General features: G+C 67.0%; 17 protein-coding genes. 12 read left to right on the plus strand and 5 right to left on the minus strand.

What is annotated here, in order from left to right; all coding sequences use genetic code 11:
* Positions 1-413: 413 nt before the first annotated feature.
* A complete protein-coding gene (locus tag B1790_RS26535) occupies positions 414-1,541 on the minus strand; it encodes a citrate synthase 2 (RefSeq protein ID WP_079926285.1) in 1,128 nt (375 codons plus the stop codon).
* 116 nt (positions 1,542-1,657) lie between these two features.
* Here B1790_RS26535 and pdxH point away from each other — a divergent pair, with 116 nt between their 5' ends.
* From pdxH to B1790_RS26570, 7 genes are all read left to right on the plus strand, one after another.
* Positions 1,658-2,287, plus strand: coding sequence for a pyridoxamine 5'-phosphate oxidase (gene pdxH / locus B1790_RS26540; protein WP_079926326.1), 630 nt, complete (start codon positions 1,658-1,660; stop codon positions 2,285-2,287).
* 2 nt (positions 2,288-2,289) lie between these two features.
* Positions 2,290-3,549, plus strand: coding sequence for an MFS transporter (locus B1790_RS26545; RefSeq protein WP_079926286.1), 1,260 nt, complete (start codon positions 2,290-2,292; stop codon positions 3,547-3,549).
* Positions 3,550-3,592: 43 nt separating this feature from the next.
* On the plus strand, positions 3,593-4,267 hold the full coding sequence (locus tag B1790_RS26550; RefSeq protein WP_079926287.1) for a TetR/AcrR family transcriptional regulator: 675 nt from the start codon (positions 3,593-3,595) through the stop codon (positions 4,265-4,267).
* A complete protein-coding gene (locus B1790_RS26555) occupies positions 4,260-4,934 on the plus strand; it encodes a TetR/AcrR family transcriptional regulator (RefSeq protein WP_079926288.1) in 675 nt (224 codons plus the stop codon). The genes B1790_RS26550 and B1790_RS26555 overlap by 8 nt, the downstream gene beginning before the upstream one ends.
* Positions 4,935-5,005: 71 nt before the next feature.
* The gene (locus B1790_RS26560) at positions 5,006-6,319 is read left to right on the plus strand and encodes a citrate synthase (RefSeq protein ID WP_079926289.1); all 1,314 of its coding nucleotides are present in this window, start codon (positions 5,006-5,008) and stop codon (positions 6,317-6,319) included.
* Positions 6,320-6,404: 85 nt separating this feature from the next.
* A complete protein-coding gene (locus B1790_RS26565; RefSeq protein ID WP_079926327.1) occupies positions 6,405-7,841 on the plus strand; it encodes an MFS transporter in 1,437 nt (478 codons plus the stop codon).
* On the plus strand, positions 7,831-8,316 hold the full coding sequence (locus B1790_RS26570; RefSeq protein WP_079926290.1) for a MarR family winged helix-turn-helix transcriptional regulator: 486 nt from the start codon (positions 7,831-7,833) through the stop codon (positions 8,314-8,316). The genes B1790_RS26565 and B1790_RS26570 overlap by 11 nt, the downstream gene beginning before the upstream one ends.
* On the opposite strand, the gene B1790_RS26575 is transcribed toward B1790_RS26570, so the two are convergent.
* Together B1790_RS26575 and B1790_RS26580 are read right to left on the minus strand one after the other, a co-directional pair.
* On the minus strand, positions 8,240-9,925 hold the full coding sequence (locus B1790_RS26575; RefSeq protein WP_079926291.1) for an amidohydrolase: 1,686 nt from the start codon (positions 9,923-9,925) through the stop codon (positions 8,240-8,242). The two genes, B1790_RS26570 and B1790_RS26575, sit on opposite strands and share 77 nt — an antisense overlap.
* A 29-nt stretch (positions 9,926-9,954) precedes the next feature.
* Positions 9,955-10,215 (minus strand): DUF2630 family protein, encoded by a 261-nt coding sequence (locus B1790_RS26580; RefSeq protein ID WP_233165329.1) that lies wholly within the window; start codon positions 10,213-10,215, stop codon positions 9,955-9,957.
* Between the two features lie 31 nt (positions 10,216-10,246).
* Between B1790_RS26580 and B1790_RS26585 the strand changes: the two genes are divergently transcribed.
* Both B1790_RS26585 and B1790_RS26590 read left to right on the plus strand, forming a co-directional pair.
* Positions 10,247-10,609 (plus strand): FKBP-type peptidyl-prolyl cis-trans isomerase, encoded by a 363-nt coding sequence (locus B1790_RS26585; RefSeq protein WP_056550290.1) that lies wholly within the window; start codon positions 10,247-10,249, stop codon positions 10,607-10,609.
* The gene (locus B1790_RS26590) at positions 10,610-11,110 is read left to right on the plus strand and encodes a BON domain-containing protein (RefSeq protein ID WP_079926292.1); all 501 of its coding nucleotides are present in this window, start codon (positions 10,610-10,612) and stop codon (positions 11,108-11,110) included. It begins immediately after the preceding gene.
* Here B1790_RS26590 and B1790_RS26595 read toward each other — a convergent pair.
* On the minus strand, positions 11,107-12,453 hold the full coding sequence (locus tag B1790_RS26595) for a HAMP domain-containing sensor histidine kinase (RefSeq protein WP_079926293.1): 1,347 nt from the start codon (positions 12,451-12,453) through the stop codon (positions 11,107-11,109). The two genes, B1790_RS26590 and B1790_RS26595, sit on opposite strands and share 4 nt — an antisense overlap.
* Before the next feature lie 7 nt (positions 12,454-12,460).
* The gene (gene prrA, locus B1790_RS26600; RefSeq protein ID WP_142271524.1) at positions 12,461-13,171 is read right to left on the minus strand and encodes a two-component system response regulator PrrA; all 711 of its coding nucleotides are present in this window, start codon (positions 13,169-13,171) and stop codon (positions 12,461-12,463) included.
* An 89-nt stretch (positions 13,172-13,260) separates the two neighbouring features.
* Between prrA and B1790_RS26605 the strand changes: the two genes are divergently transcribed.
* The 3 genes from B1790_RS26605 to B1790_RS26615 are packed head-to-tail and all read left to right on the plus strand — an operon-like array spanning position 13,261 to position 15,364.
* Positions 13,261-14,250 carry a phosphatidylserine/phosphatidylglycerophosphate/cardiolipin synthase family protein gene (locus B1790_RS26605; protein ID WP_142271525.1) on the plus strand — a complete coding sequence of 330 codons (990 nt, stop codon included), beginning with the start codon at positions 13,261-13,263 and terminating at the stop codon, positions 14,248-14,250.
* Entirely contained in the window at positions 14,247-14,822 is a 576-nt protein-coding gene (locus B1790_RS26610; RefSeq protein WP_079926296.1) for a chromate transporter, read from the plus strand. Before B1790_RS26605 ends, B1790_RS26610 begins: the two co-directional genes overlap by 4 nt.
* On the plus strand, positions 14,819-15,364 hold the full coding sequence (locus tag B1790_RS26615; RefSeq protein WP_056550297.1) for a chromate transporter: 546 nt from the start codon (positions 14,819-14,821) through the stop codon (positions 15,362-15,364). The genes B1790_RS26610 and B1790_RS26615 overlap by 4 nt, the downstream gene beginning before the upstream one ends.
* Positions 15,365-15,393: the final 29 nt, after the last annotated feature.

Here is a 15,393-nt window from a genome sequence, read left to right on the forward strand (position 1 = left end):
TAGATACGGGGTCTGACACGACCCGATAACAGGATCTACACGACGGAGAAGGGGGAGGGCAGCGGCTCTCGACCGGTCAGCGCCAGCAGCGCCGGGGTGGCACTGTCGAGGCGAACGCTGATCCGAGCTGCCAGCACCGTCGCCTCGGCGAGCACGTCGTCGGGAAGGGTGAAGTCCAGCCCTGCGGCCCTGGCGGGCTGCTCACCGAGGTCGCGACCCGCCTGACGGCCACGTTCGACGATCGCCCCCGCGTCGGCGGTCGAAGGTAGGTGCTCACCGTGATCAGAGAACGCGACGCATGTCCCACCAGGGCGCGCAGATCCCAGTCGCCGAGACCCGGCCCGTCCCAGGAAGATTCGGGTATGGCGTGGACGAGTCGGCGAAAGCCGTTGCCGCCGAGCGGAACGTCGTGGTCACGACGACTTGATCAGATCCCAGCCCTCGACGGATTCCGGGCTACGTGGCTGCGGTCCGACGTAGATCGCAGCCGGGCGGACCAACTTGCCGAGTTGCTTCTGCTCCATGATGTGCGCGCACCACCCCGCGGTGCGGCCGCACGTGAACATGGCGGGCATCATCGTGGGAGGTACGCCAGCGAAGTCGAGCATCACGGCCGCCCAGAACTCGACGTTGGTCTCGATGGCCCGGTCCGGGCGCCGTTCCCGCAGCTCGGCGAGGGCGGCTTGTTCGAGAGCGCGGGCCACCTCGAAGCGCGGTGCCTGCAGTCGCTCGGCGGTCGCGCGAAGCACCCGGGCCCGCGGGTCCTCTGCGCGGTAGACGCGGTGCCCGAAGCCCATCAGCTTGTCCTTGCGATCCAGGATGGCCTTGACCACGGCGCGCGCGTCACCCGTCCGCTCGACCTCTTCGATCATCGGCAGGACGCGAGCCGGCGCGCCACCGTGCAGCGGGCCGCTCATGGCACCGACGGCCCCCGACAGCGACGCGGCGACGTCGGCGCCGGTCGAGGCGATCACCCGCGCGGTGAAGGTGGACGCGTTCATGCCGTGTTCGGCTGCGGTGACCCAATACGCGTCGATGGCCTCGACGTGCCGGGGATCCGGGTCGCCCTTCCAGCGGGTCATGAAACGTCCTGTGACGGTTGAGCACTCGTCGATGGCCCGCTGCCCGACGGCGGGGCGGTGGATGCCGCGGGCCGACTGGGCGACGTAGGACAGCGCCATCACCGAGGCGCGGGCCAGCTGGTTGCGGGCGGTCTCGTCGTCGATGTCGAGCAGCGGTTGGTAGCCCCAGATCGGCGCGAGCATCGCCAGCCCCGCCTGCACGTCGACCCGGACGTCACCGGTGTGGATGGGCAGCGGAAACGGCTCAGCGGGCGTCAAGCCCCGGCCGAAGGCTCCGTCGACCAGCAGTGACCACACGTCGCCGAAGGTGACGCGCTTGGCGACCAGGTCTTCGACGTCGACGCCGCGATAACGCAGGGCGCCGCCGTCCTTGTCCGGTTCGGCAATCTGCGTGGTGAAGGCGACGACGCCTTCGAGGCCAGCTACGAACCCGTCGGGAATGTTGGACGCGTCGGTCATGAGCAGATTCTCGCACCACGCCGACCGGCCGTTGCTACCGGTCGGTAACCCGGCCTCCAGGCTCTGGGCGTAGCGTTTGGCGGGTGGTTTTCTCCGATGGCGAGCATCTGGCGCGGATGCGCGTGGAGTACGGATCGCCCGAGAAGGACGGTAGCCCCGATCTCGACGCCGACTGGCTGGCCGATGGGTGGATCGCCTTGTTGCGCAAGTGGTTAGCCGACGCGGAGCAGGCCGGGATCGTGGAGCCCAATGCCATCGTCGTCGGCACGGTCGACGCCGAGGGAAGGCCAAGCACCCGAACGGTGTTGTGCAAGGGCGTGGACGAGACCGGCATCACCTTCTACACCAACTACGACTCCGACAAGGGGCAGCAGTTGGCCGCCTCGCCGTACGCGTCGGCGACCTTCCCGTGGTACGCCCTCGGCCGCCAGGTCCACCTGCGCGGCGCCGTCGCGAAGGTGGCGCCCGAGGTGACGGCCGAATATTGGTCCAAGCGGCCCCGCGGGTCGCAGCTGGGAGCGTGGGCGTCGCATCAGTCCAACGCGGTCGCCTCCCGTGCGGCCCTTGCCCGGCAGCTCGCCGACGTCACCGAACGCTTCGCCGACGTCGAGTCCGTGCCGGTGCCGCCGAACTGGGGTGGGTATCTGATCTCGCCCGAGGTCGTGGAGTTCTGGCAGGGCCGGGAGAACCGGGTGCACAACCGGATCCGGGTGAGCGGAACGCACGTCGAGCGTCTGCAGCCCTAGGGGTGGCGAACTTCCTCGCCGACACCACTCCGCTGCGGTCGCCGGACTTTCGCCGGCTGTGGCTGGCAGGAATCGTCACCGTCATCGGCGCCAATCTCACGATCTTCGCCGTCCCGGTTCAGCTCTACGCGCTTACGCAGAACTCGGCCTACGTCGGACTGTCCGGACTCTTCGCACTGGTGCCCCTGGTGATCTTCGGCTTGTGGGGCGGAGCCTGGGCCGACGCGATGGATCGCAGGCTGTTGCTGATCATCGCGTCCGTCGGGTTGGCGGTGTCGTCGATCCTGCTGTGGGTGCAGGCGGCGCTCGAGCTGAACAACGTGTGGGTGGTGTTGTGCCTGCTGTCGGTCCAACAAGCGTTCTTCGCGATCAACAGCCCCACCCGGTCCGCCGCGATACCACGAATGGTTCCCGCCGAGCAGTTGCCCGCGGCCAACTCCCTGAACATGACGGTCATGCAGTTGGGGGCGATCGTCGGACCGCTGCTCGCCGGAGTGCTGTTGCACTTCGTCGACCTGTCCACGCTGTACGCGATCGACGCGCTGACGTGCGTCGCGCCCATCGTCGCGACGTGGCGGCTGGCGAAGATGCCCCCGACCGGGACCGCCAAGGGCTCCTCGAAGTGGGGTTTTGCGGCGGTCCTCGACGGTTTTCGGTACCTGGCCGGCAACCGGGTGGTGCTGATGTCGTTCGTCGTCGACCTGATCGCCATGATCTTCGGCATGCCGAGAGCGCTGTTCCCCCAGATGGCGCACGAAAGCTTCGGGGGCCCGGTCGAGGGAGGCACCGCGATGGCGTACCTCTCCGCGGCCATTGCCGTCGGTGCCGTTGCGGGAGGTGTGTTCTCGGGCTGGTTGCCGCGGATCAGTCGGCAGGGCCTCGCGGTGGTGGTCGCGATCGTGGTGTGGGGCCTGGCGATGATCGGCTTCGGGCTGGCTGCCGGGATGGCGAGCGGGCATGCCGGCGCTTTGCTCTGGATTGCGTTGGCGTTCCTGGCAATTGGTGGTGCGGCGGACATGGTGTCGTCGGCGTTCCGTTCGACGATTCTGCAGCAGGCGGCATCCGATGACGTGCGGGGTCGACTGCAAGGCGTGTTCACCGTCGTCGTCGCAGGTGGGCCACGGTTGGCTGACACGGTTCACGGTGCGTCGGCCGCCGTCGTCGGTACGACGGTGGCCGCGGCGGGCGGCGGTGCCCTCGTCGTGGTCGGCGTCGTGATCGCGGCGCTGCTGGTTCCCGCGTTCGTCCGCTACCGGGTCTGAGTTAGCCCGCATTTTGGAAGTGCAAGCGGGTTAGCATCCTTCCGTGGCCGACGTGTCGAATGAATCGCCGGGCCTTCGGGAGCGCAAGAAGCTCAGGACCCGTGCGGTGCTCGTCGACGCCGCGATGGATCTCTGCCTCAAACAGGGCTACCAGCACACCACCGTCGAGCAGATCGCCGCGTCGGCCGACGTGTCGCCGCGGACCTTCAGTCGCTACTTTCCGACCAAGGACGCGGTGTTCCTCACGCTCCTCGAGGACTACGCCCACGAGGTGGCCATCGAGCTGGAGAGGGTGGACGCCGGCGTCGGTCCACTCGAAGCCATGCGCCGGGCCAACGTGGAGGTGCTGACACGCGTCGCCACGCGCCGGGTCGGCAGGCTGACCACCGAGCGAATCGTCCTGATGCTGCGCGTCATCAACGCCTCGGAGACGTTGAAGCAGGCGGCCCTCGAATTCCGGCACGGCGTGACGCAGGTGGTGCTCGCCAAGCGCATGGGGGTCGACGTCGACGACCGGCGGGTGCGCCTGGCGACCGTCATCTTCTCGGCCACCATCGTCGACGCCTGCGGGGACCTGGTCTCCGACACCGACACCGTCCGGCTGGGGCCGATGATCATGGTGCATCGTTTGAACGAGGCGCTTGCTCAGGTGGCGGGGATGGCGAGTGAGCTTGGACGTCCGCCCGCCGGTGCGGACTACGAGCGCGCCTATGGCTAGGAACCCCCCGCCGCACGGGTTGAGGGAGCGCAAGAAGAGGCAGACCCGGGCGACGCTGATCGACGCGGCGGCCGGACTGTTCCTGGCGCAGGGATACGACAACACCACCGTCGACCAGATCGCCGCTGCGGCCGACGTGTCGCCGAGAACGTTCAGTCGGTACTTCCCGACCAAGGTGTCGGTCGTCGCCGCCATCACCGACGACCTGGACGAGCTGATCGCCGAGGCGATGGAACGGTTGCCCGGCGAGGTGACCGCCTACGATGCCCTGCTCGCCGCCTCACTCGACGTATTTCGCCCGACCGACGGTGTCGAGTCGCCGGGCTTCCGGCGGATGGCGATGCTGATCCAGATCATCAACGGATCGACGTCCTACCGGGCGTCTGCGCTGGCGCTTCGGCAGGACGTCACCAACAAGGCGACGATGCACGTGATGGCGCGTCGGATGAACGTCCCGGTCGACCATCGGTCGGTGACCTTGGTCACCGACGTCTGGGCGGTGATCTTCTCCGACTCGTTCGCCGGACTCGGCCAACCGGGCAACCATCCGATCGAATCCGCGGTCATCAGCGACCGGCTGGCCGCAACGGTGTCGCTGTTCCGCAGCACGTGGACACCGTGGGCGGCTATTCCGGCCGCCGACGGCGAACCCCCCACGAGCGCGTGAAACCGATAGCGACTACCTTCCACTAGTGACGGACAGCTTCGTTCCGGTCGCCAACCGTAGAAGGGGTTAACGTGCCCGAAGACTCCAGTCCCTCCGTTGATTCGGAAGAGGTCGCCACCCTCCGCTACCCGGGGGGCGAGATTGACCTGGAGATCGTGAAGGCAACCGAGGGATCCGACGGCATCGCACTGGGGTCGCTCTTGGCGAAGACCGGATACACGACGTTCGACGGTGGCTTCGTGAACACCTCGTCGACGAAGAGCTCCATCTGCTACATCGACGGCGACGCAGGCATCCTGCGCTACCGCGGCTACCCGATCGAGCAGTTGGCGGAGAAGTCGACGTTCATCGAGGTCAGCTACCTGTTGATCTACGGGGAGCTCCCGACGGCCGACGAGCTCGAGAAGTTCACCACGCAGATTCAGCGCCACACGCTGCTGCACGAGGACCTCAAGCGGTTCTTCGACGGCTTCCCCCGCAACGCGCATCCCATGCCGGTGCTGTCCAGCGCGGTGAACGCCCTGTCCGCGTACTACCCGGATTCGGTCGACCCGCTGGACAAGGAGCAGGTCGAGCTGTCGACGATCCGGCTGCTTGCCAAGCTGCCCACGATCGCGGCCTACGCGTTCAAGAAGTCGGTTGGTCAGCCGTTCCTGTACCCCGACAACTCGCTGACCCTGGTCGAGAACTTCCTGCGGATGACGTTCGGCTTCCCCGCCGAGCCCTACGAGGTCGACCCGGAGATCGTGCGGGCGCTGGACCTGCTTCTGATCTTGCACGCCGACCACGAGCAGAACTGCTCGACGTCGACGGTGCGGCTGGTGGGCTCGTCGCAGGCCAACCTCTTCACGTCGGTATCCGGCGGCATCAACGCACTGTGGGGCCCGCTGCATGGCGGCGCCAACCAGGCCGTGCTTGAGATGCTGGAGAAGATCCGGTCCGGGGACGACGACGTCGCGACGTTCGTCAAGAAGGTCAAGAACCGCGAAGAGGGCGTGAAGCTGATGGGCTTCGGGCACCGGGTCTACAAGAATTACGATCCGCGCGCCCGCATCGTCAAGGAGCAGGCCGACAAGATCCTCGCCAAGCTTGGCGTCAACGACGAGCTGCTGGACATCGCCAAGCAGCTCGAAGAGGTGGCGCTGACCGACGACTTCTTCGTCGAGCGCAAGCTCTACCCGAACGTCGACTTCTACACCGGCGTGATCTACCGGGCGATGGGCTTCCCGACTCGGATGTTCACGGTGCTGTTCGCGCTCGGCCGGCTGCCAGGCTGGATTGCGCACTGGCGCGAGATGCACGAGTCGCCGAGCAAGATCGGGCGTCCGCGCCAGATCTACACCGGTTACACCGAGCGGGACTACTCCGACATGGGTGGTCGCTAGCCCCTCGGGCGTGTCTACCGCACCACATCGTTTGCATCGGTAAAGGTTGTAGGTTCACAATCGTTGTGTGAACACAACTGTTGAGCTGACGCCTCGACGCAAGGCCATCATCCTGGTCTCGTGCTGCCTGAGCCTGCTCATCGTGTCGATGGACGCCACGATCGTGAACGTCGCCATTCCCAGCATCCGCGCGGACCTGCATGCGTCCCCGTCGGAACTGCAGTGGATCGTCGACGTCTACACCCTGGTGCTGGCGTCCCTGCTCATGCTGTCGGGTGCGACGGGCGACCGGTTCGGCCGCCGCCGGGTGTTTCAGATTGGCCTGGTGGTCTTCGCCGTCGGGTCGCTGCTGTGCAGCATGGCGCCCAACGTCGACACGCTGATCATCGCCCGGTTGCTTCAGGCCGTCGGCGGCTCGATGCTCAATCCCGTTGCCCTGTCCATCATCTCGCAAATCTTCACCGGCCGTGTCGAGCGGGCCCGCGCATTGGGCGTCTGGGGTGCGGTCGTCGGGATCTCGATGGCCCTGGGGCCGGTCGTCGGCGGCTTCCTGATCGAGCTGATCAGTTGGCGCGCCGTGTTCTGGATCAATTTGCCGATCTGCCTGGCCGCGGTGATCCTGACCGCCATCTTCGTCCCCGAGACCAAGTCGAAGACCATGCGCAACATCGACCCGATCGGCCAGGGTCTCGCCGTCACGTTCCTCTTCGGTGTGGTGTTCACCCTCATCGAGGGTCCGGGCTACGGCTGGACCAACCCACGGGTCGTCGCCGTCGCAGTGGTCGCGCTGATCGCCTTCGTGGCCTTCCTGCGCTACGAGTCCCAGCGCAACGACCCGTTCATCGACCTGCGCTTCTTCCGCAGCATCCCCTTCGCAGGGGCGACGGTCACTGCGATCTGCGCGTTCTCTGGCTGGGGCGCGTTCCTGTTCATGATGTCGCTGTACCTGCAGGGCGAGCGCGGCTATTCCGCCATGCACACGGGGTTGATCTACGCCCCGATTGCCATTGGCGCACTGGTGTTCTCGCCGATCTCGGGCCGGATGGTCGGCCGTTTCGGGGCCAGGCCGTCACTGCTGGCGGCCGGCGTGCTGGTCACCATCGCGTCGATTCTGCTCACCTTCCTGACCAAGACCACGCCGGTGTGGGGACTGCTCGTCATCTTCGCGGTGTTCGGCATTGGCTTCTCGATGGTCAACGCGCCGATCACGAACGCGGCCGTCAGCGGCATGCCGCTGGACCGGGCGGGCGCGGCCTCGGCCGTGACGTCGACCAGCCGCCAGATCGGGGTGAGCATCGGTGTGGCGCTGTGCGGTTCCGTCGCCGGGCCCGCGCTGGCACGCAGCGGTGCGGACTTCGCCGACTCCGCTCGGCCGCTGTGGTTCACGTGCATCGGAATCGGTGTCGTCATCACCGTGCTCGGCTTCTACTCGACCACCCCGCGCGCGTTGCAGTCAGCCGAGCGGCTCGCTCCGCTGATCGCCGGAGACGCGGAGCCGAAGGTGGCAGCCGATGTCCGCTGACCACCCACTCGCCGACGACGTCTGGCGCGCCATGACCGCCGTGGTGTTCGACAACCGCGAAGGCTGGCGGCGCGACGTCGTCGATGCCTCCGGTCTGCCCTTCAGTCGCATTCGGGTCCTGCGCCGACTGGCCAAGCGACCGATGACCGCCAAGGAGATCGCCGAGGCCGCCACCATGGACGCGCCCGCGACCAGCGTGGCGGTCAACGACCTGGAAGATCGCGGACTCGTTGTGCGAGAGACGAATCCGAACAACCGCAGATGCAAGGTGATCTCGCTGACCGACGAGGGCCGACGCACCGTCGCGAGCATCGAGCGGGTCCAGGACCCCGCGCCGCGGCCCGTCGCGGAGTTGAGCGACGAGGAACTGCAGACTCTTCAGGAGATCCTTGGCAAGCTCAGCAACGATGTGGCCGAGAACCCGCCAACAGGGCGTCGTCGTGGCGGTGAGCCACCTCGCCGACCGAGGCCATGAAGCGGTCCAGGTCGACCCGCCGGCCCGAGATCCACGTGCCCTGAAACTCCATGGTGTCCTGCAATCGCGCCGGGTCGACCAGGTAGGGGTCGGTGTTGAGCAGCGAGAGGTCGGCGAGCTTGCCCGGCTCGATCGAGCCGATGTCGTGGTCGCGCTTCTGCTGCCAGGCGGCGTTGGTCGTGTGTGCCTGCAGAGCCTCGTCTAGGGTCAGCGCCTGCTCCGGCCCGTGCACGGTCCCCGATGCACTCCTGCGGGTGACGGCATTCTGAATGTTCAACCACGGCAACGGTGGTGACAGATAGCCGTCGTTGTGGAAGGTCGGGCGGACGCCGCCGTCGTAGGCATCTCGATAGGGCTGCCACCGCGCTCCGTACGCGGGCTCGAAGATGACTCCGTCGTAGATGTCGCCCCAGTAGAGCGCCTGGAAGGGCGACATGGAGGCGGTGATCCCGAGATCTCCGGCCCTGGCACATTGCGCCCTGGTGGGGGTGGCGAAGTGCTCGAGCCGCCAGCGGTGGTCCGACCCACTGAGGCCAAGGTCGTGCAGGGCGCGTTCGTAGCCGTCGAGCACGACGTCGATGCCGGCGTCGCCGTTGACGTGGGTGGCGATCTGCACGCCGTCGGCGGCGAATTGACCGATGAGCGAAAGGAATTGCTCGGCCGAATAGTTGAGGACGGACAAGCCGGGAACGGTGCCGACGGGTACGTTGGCGATGCGGGCACGGGCAGAGTCCAAGTAGGGCACGCTGATCGCCGCCGTGCCGATGGACGGACTCCCGTCCATCCAAATCTTGTAGCCCGCCCGCGAAATCATGCCCGACAGCTCACCGAAGTCCAGTTCGGCATTCGCGTCGGAGTCGTAGGTGGCTTGATAGAGCGAATAGCGAACCGGGCAATCGGCCAGCGAAGCCAGCAACTCCATCGGTGCACGCAACTTGCTGACGAATCCGAGGTCGCCGACGGCGGTGAAACCGTTGCGCGCCAACGTCGAATACCAGGCACCGAGGTTCAGAAGCGGCGAAGGGACGACGCCTGGCAGGAAGGCGCCCATGGCCATCATCGTCGCCTGTGTTTCGAATCCGACGCCGCCGGCGGTGCCGTCCGGGCGACGCGTCCACCGCGCGTCGGGTGTGTCGGCCGGGGGCGTGGCACCCACCCACCCGAACAACTGGGTGGCACGCGAGTTGAAGTACAACGCGTGGCCGGTGATGTCGAAGATGAGCACCGGGTGGTCGGGAAAGTAGCGGTCCAGACTCGTCCGATCCGGCATCGGGATCGACAGCAGCAGTCGGTCCAGACCGTTGAAGAGCAGCGGCTGCCCGGTCGGCGTCTCCCGGCGCAGCCTACCGAAGAGCGCCTCGACGTCCTCCCACGTCGGGTATCCGACGAATGGGGCAATCCAGTGGGCCGGCTGTTCGCACAGCACTGCCGCCGGCACGGGATGGTCGTGTGCCTGAATGAAACCCGGCATCAGCACGCTCGAGCCGAGGTCTTCGATCTGGTCGTCGGGGGCCGACGTCTGGCACTCGGCGAGCGTGCCCACGGCGACGATCCGGCCAGAGTGGACGTCGATTGCGACCGCCTCGGCCCGCGGCTTCGCGGGATCCATGGTGATGACCGAGGCGGCCCTCAGGATCGTCAGTTTAGGTAGCCTTCGACTTCGCTTTCGGGTCGCACACTGGCCTGATTCGGGTCCTGACCGGTCTCGCGCAGGGCGCGGCGCTGGCGCAGCAGATCCCAGCACTGGTCGAGCTGCACCTCGAGACCACGCAGTCGGCGGTGCTCCTCGGTCTCGTCGATCTCGCCGTGCTGCAGCTTGGCGCGCAGTTCCTTCTCCTCGGCCACCAGTTCGTTGACTTGGGCGAGAATGTCGGCATCTTTGTTCGGGTCCGTAGCCACGCACCCAGTCTGCCCGACTACCGTGGTGAACGTGGCGACTAAACCCGAGATCGAATTTCCCGACGGCCCGGCACCTGCCGAGCTCGTCATCGAAGACATCGTCGTAGGCGACGGTGCCGAGGCCGTGCCTGGTGGCACCGTCGAGGTGCACTACGTCGGCGTGGAGTACGACACCGGCGACGAGTTCGACAGCTCGTGGAACCGCAACGAGTCCATCGAATTCCCCCTGCGCGGGCTCATCGAAGGCTGGCAGGACGGCATTCCCGGAATGCGCGTCGGCGGCCGCCGCAAGCTGGTCATCCCGCCGGCAAAGGCGTACGGCCCAGCCGGATCCGGGCATCGGCTCTCGGGTAAGACGTTGATCTTCGTGATCGACCTGCTCGACGCTCGCTGAGTGCGTTCCGCGCTGCTGGTCACCCTCACCCTGCTGCTCTTGGTGGCGGGGTGTGGGTCGTCCGGCAACCCCGGCGACGCCGGTGACACCGGACAAGCCACCGTCACCGCGACCTCGACCGGCCAGTCGACCGCCGCGAAGAGTGGTCCGTTCGGGGCCATGTCGATCGTGCGGACGGCCGACGGGTTCACCCTGACCGGTGAAGTGCCCGACGAGTCGCTCAAGACGGATCTGCCCGACACGCTGCGTCAAGCCATGCCCGGCGCCAAGATCGTCGACCAGCTGACGGTCAAACCCGGCGTCACCGCCCCGGAGTTCTCCGGTCTCGGCGCCTTGTTCGGGGTCGCCATGGACGTGAAGGGCTTCGCGGTGAAGCTCGTTGGAGACACGGCCACGTTGACGGGGACCGCCAAGACCGAGGCGGCCAAGACGGCGGCTGGGACAGCGGTGACGGAGACCTGGCCGAACGTAAAGGTGGCCAACGACATTCGGGTCGGCTAGGACGGTCCGGGCAGCCGCAGCAGCAGTCGGACGCCGCCGAGCGGGCTTTCCTCCAAAGACGCCGTGCCGCCGTGCAATTCGGCTTGCTGCGCGACGAGCGCCAGCCCGAGCCCGGAGCCGGAGTGCGACGCCGTCGACCCGCGGGAGAACCGCTCGAAGACGATCGTGCGCTCCTCCTCGGGGATGCCGACCCCGTCGTCGTCGACCGCGATCTCCACCCCCGCGCGGGACGTGACCGCGGACAGCTGAACTCGGGTGGCGCCACCGTGCTTGACGGCGTTGGCGATCGCGTTGTCCACGGCGAGCCGCAATCCGGCGGGCAGCCCCACGATGATCACCGTGGGTGCCGGCACCAAGGACACGTCAAGATCGGGATAGACCCGCATCGCGTCGTGTGCGGCACGGTCGAGCAGCTCGGTGATGTCGACCGGCGAGTGATCGTCGGACGTCGAGAGTTCGCCCTGGGCAAGCCTTTCGATGGCCCACAGCGTCGACTCGATGCGCGTCTGGGTCCGGATGACGTCGCTGAGGACTTCCTTGCGCTGATCCTCGGCGAGGTCGAGGGTGGCGAGCACCTCGAGGTTGGTGCGCATCGCCGTCAGGGGGGTGCGCAACTCGTGTGACGTCACGGCGGCGAAGTCGCGGGAGGACACCAGCGCCGCCTTGGTGCGGTCCTGCTCCTGCCAAATGCGCTGCACCATCCCGTTGACGGCGTCGGCGATCTCGACCGCCTCGGTCGCGCCTCGGACGTCGATGTCGGGGGCCGCACCACCCACGTCGATGGCCCGCGTCTGCTGGGCGAGGCGTTTGAGGGGGCGCACCGCGAACGCGGCGAGCAACCAGCCAGCCAAGGCCGCCGCACCGATGGCACCCGAGCAGATCATGATCACCCGGCGGTGCAGGTTGTTGGTGTCGCCGATCGTCGCGTCGTAGGTGGCGCCGACGGCGGCCGTCATCGGACCCTGCGGTCCGTTCAGCTCCACGGTCCGGACCCGGTAGCGCACGCCGTCGATCGTGGTGTCGGCGTACCCCGGTGAGAGGTCCGGCAGCGTCACGTCGGAGTTGGACGTGACACTTCCGCCCGTTCTTCGCACCGTGATGATTGCGTCCTGGTCGTTGGGCGACTTGGGAATCTGGTCGAGGCCGCGGGGCAGGAACGGAATCGCGAAGCCGGCCGCCTCGTCGAGCCGACGGTCGAGACGTTCCTTGCGGTCGTTGGTGATGCCGACCCAGACGATCACGCCGACGATGCCGACCACGATGGCCGCGGCGATGGCGGTGGCGAACGCCACGCGGGTCCGCAGCGACGGCGTGCGTCGGAAGACCCGCGAGATGAGGTTCACCGGGGTCCTACTGCTGCCTTAAGACGAATCCAACGCCGCGGACCGTGTGAAGTAATCGTGACGCGCCACCCGCCTCCAGTTTGCGGCGCAAGTACCCGATGAACACGTCGACCACGTTGGTGTCGGCGGCGAAGTCGTAACCCCACACCAGCTCCAGCAGCTGGGCGCGCGAGAGCACCGCCGTCTTGTGCTCGGCGAGGACCGCCAGCAGGTCGAATTCCCGCTTGGTCAGGTCGACGTCGACGCCGTTGACGCGGGCCCGGCGACCGGGGATGTCGACCTCGAGCGGGCCGACGGCGATGGTCTCCGACGAGAACGTCGCCGTCGCTCCCCGGCGTCGCAGCAGGGCCTTGACCCTGGCGACGAGTTCGGCCAGGACGAATGGTTTGACCAGGTAGTCGTCGGCCCCGGCCTCGAGGCCTGCCACCCTGTCGTCGACCGAGCTGCGTGCCGACAGCACGCACACCGGCACGTCGTTGTCCATGGCGCGCAGGGCCGTCACCACGCTGACGCCGTCGAGGACCGGCATGTTGATGTCGAGGACGATCGCGTCGGGCCGGGTTTCGGTCGCGCTGCGAAGCGCTTCGGCGCCGTCGACGGCGGTGCTCACCTCGAACCCGGACAGGCGCAGTCCGCGTTCCAGGGACGCCAGCACGTCGGGGTCGTCGTCCACCACGAGTACCCGGGGTGGCGCGGCACCGCTAGCTCCCATCTCCATGTCGCTCATCTTGCCTGATGCGCCACCACGGATGCGGTAGGCGCGTTGTGCAGGCGGAACGGGCCTGGTCGGTGCTAACTTTTACACTCGTGCAAGCAATCGGTCCCCGTCTGATCGTTCAACCCGACGATGGTCTGGGTCCGGTGCTGGATTTCATCGGGTCGGCGCACACGTCGCTTCTGATAAAGCAGTTCACCTTCACCGACGAGAGCCTCATCGACGCCGTCGTCGCGCGGAAGCAGGCCGGGGTCGACGTCCGGGTGATGCTCAACGCGGCCAGGTCCGGCGGCGACCGCGCGAACGACGAGACCTTCGAGCGCTTCAGCGCCGCGGGCATCTCCGTGCAGTGGGCCAATCCGAAGTTCTACGTCACCCACGAGAAGTCGATGGTGGTCGACGAGACGACCGCCATGGTGGCGACGTTCAACATGTGCCTCAAGTACTTCACGGCCACCAGGGACTACGGCGTCATCATCGACGATCCGGTGCAGGTGATGCAGATCGTCGAGGTATTCAACGCCGACTGGAATCACGACGACTGGGTGCCGTCGGTGTACCGGGGTCTGCTGTGGAGTAACTCCAATTCGCGGTTCCACATGGCCCGCTTCATCGACACGGCCACCCATCGCATCGACGTCCAGCACCCCAAGTTCGTCGACGCGGTGATCCTCGATCACCTCGCGGCCGCCGTCGAGCGGGGTGTGAAGGTGCACGTGCTGTGCGGCGGTCGGCACGGCATCAGCGAGGGCGACGTGCTCGACACCTTCGCTTCGCTGCGCACGTTGCGCCGCTTCGGCGCCAAGGTGCACAAGCAGAAGAACCTCAGGGTGCACGCCAAGCTGCTGATCGTCGACGACGAGCGGGCGCTCGTCGGCTCGATGAACATCGACCGCAGCGCCTTCGATCTGCGCCGTGAACTCGGCATCACCGTGACCGAGCCGACCGTCGTCGCGCGCCTCAAGGCCACCTACGAGGAGGACTGGGCGCTGTCGCACCAGTACTCGCCGCCGGATCCGCTCGATCCCTCGACGCATCACGAGGACGACTTCCCGCACGACCCGGAACTCGTCCACGAGTGACGTCGCCGGAGCCGGTGCCGACGAAGGTCGGATTGTTCGAATTGGGGCTGACGTTCAACCACATCGCGCTGGCCTCCTTCGGCGGCGGACTGTCGGCGTGGTCGCGCGAGGTGATCGTCGTCGAGAAGAAGTGGATGGGTGAGGCGGAGTTCCTGTCCGCCATGACGATGTGCCGCATCCTGCCAGGAGCCAATCAGGTCAACATGGCCGTGTTCACCGGCACCAAGCTGCGCGCCGTGCCGGGAGCCGTCGCCGCGGTCGTGGGGCTGTGCTTCATGCCGCTGGTCATCGTGTTGGTGCTGGCGTTCCTGTACTTCACCTTCAAGGAGGTGCCCGCGGTCAAGGGCATCCTTCACGGCGCGTCCGCGGCGGCCGTCGCGCTGACGTTGGCGATGGTGGTCAAGACCGGAAAGACGTGCCTGACGGGCGTGATTCCGGTGGCGCTGTTCGGCTTGGCGTTCGTGCTCAACGGCGTGCTGCGCTGGCCGCTGCTCGGGGTGCTGGCGATCGTCGCGCCGCTGGCGTTGCTCTGGGCGTGGCCCCGGGGAGCTCGGGAGACGGCCGCGAAGTGAGCACCTATCTGCAGTTGATCGTCCTGTTCGGGTCGCTGTCTCTGATGTCGATCGGCGGTGGCAACGCGGTGTTGCCCGACATGCATCTGCGATCGGTCCACCAGCATCACTGGCTCAGCGACACACAGTTCGCCGACCTGTTCTCCATCTCGCAGACCGCGCCTGGTCCGAGCATCCTGATCGTCGGCATGATCGGGTACGCCGCGGGCTTGCCGGTCGGGGGCGTGCTCGGCGGGATCGTCGGCGGTTTCGTCGCCACTGCCGCGATGGTGATTCCGGCAGCGTCGCTGGTCTACGCCATCACCCTGTTCTGGCAGCGGGCGCAGGAGTCGAAGTGGCGGATCGCCGTCGAGAAGGGGTTCGCGCCGCTGACCGTCGGGCTGATCCTGGCGTCGTCACTGGTGATGAGCCGCGCCGCCGACCACGACTGGCGGGCCTACCTGCTGACCGCGGTGTGCACGCTGATCTTCGTCCGGTCCAAGGTGAACCCGCTGATCGTGGTTGCGGCCGCCGGTGTGATCGGCTACTTCGGCATCGTCTGAGTTTGCCAAAACGGGTATAGCCGTTTGCA

This window comes from Mycobacterium sp. AT1 (assembly GCF_002043095.1).
Taxonomy (GTDB): domain Bacteria; phylum Actinomycetota; class Actinomycetes; order Mycobacteriales; family Mycobacteriaceae; genus Mycobacterium.

What these genes read in the sequence shown, in the direction of transcription:
- B1790_RS26555 (WP_079926288.1), top strand. Translation starts at nt 4,260, where the DNA reads ATGGCTAGGAACCCCCCGCCGCACGGGTTGAGGGAGCGCAAGAAGAGG.
- prrA (WP_142271524.1), bottom strand. Translation starts at nt 13,171, where the DNA reads ATGGAGATGGGAGCTAGCGGTGCCGCGCCACCCCGGGTACTCGTGGTG.
- B1790_RS26535 (WP_079926285.1), bottom strand. Translation starts at nt 1,541, where the DNA reads ATGACCGACGCGTCCAACATTCCCGACGGGTTCGTAGCTGGCCTCGAA.
- pdxH (WP_079926326.1), top strand. Translation starts at nt 1,658, where the DNA reads ATGCGCGTGGAGTACGGATCGCCCGAGAAGGACGGTAGCCCCGATCTC.
- B1790_RS26575 (WP_079926291.1), bottom strand. Translation starts at nt 9,925, where the DNA reads ATGGATCCCGCGAAGCCGCGGGCCGAGGCGGTCGCAATCGACGTCCAC.
- B1790_RS26570 (WP_079926290.1), top strand. Translation starts at nt 7,831, where the DNA reads ATGTCCGCTGACCACCCACTCGCCGACGACGTCTGGCGCGCCATGACC.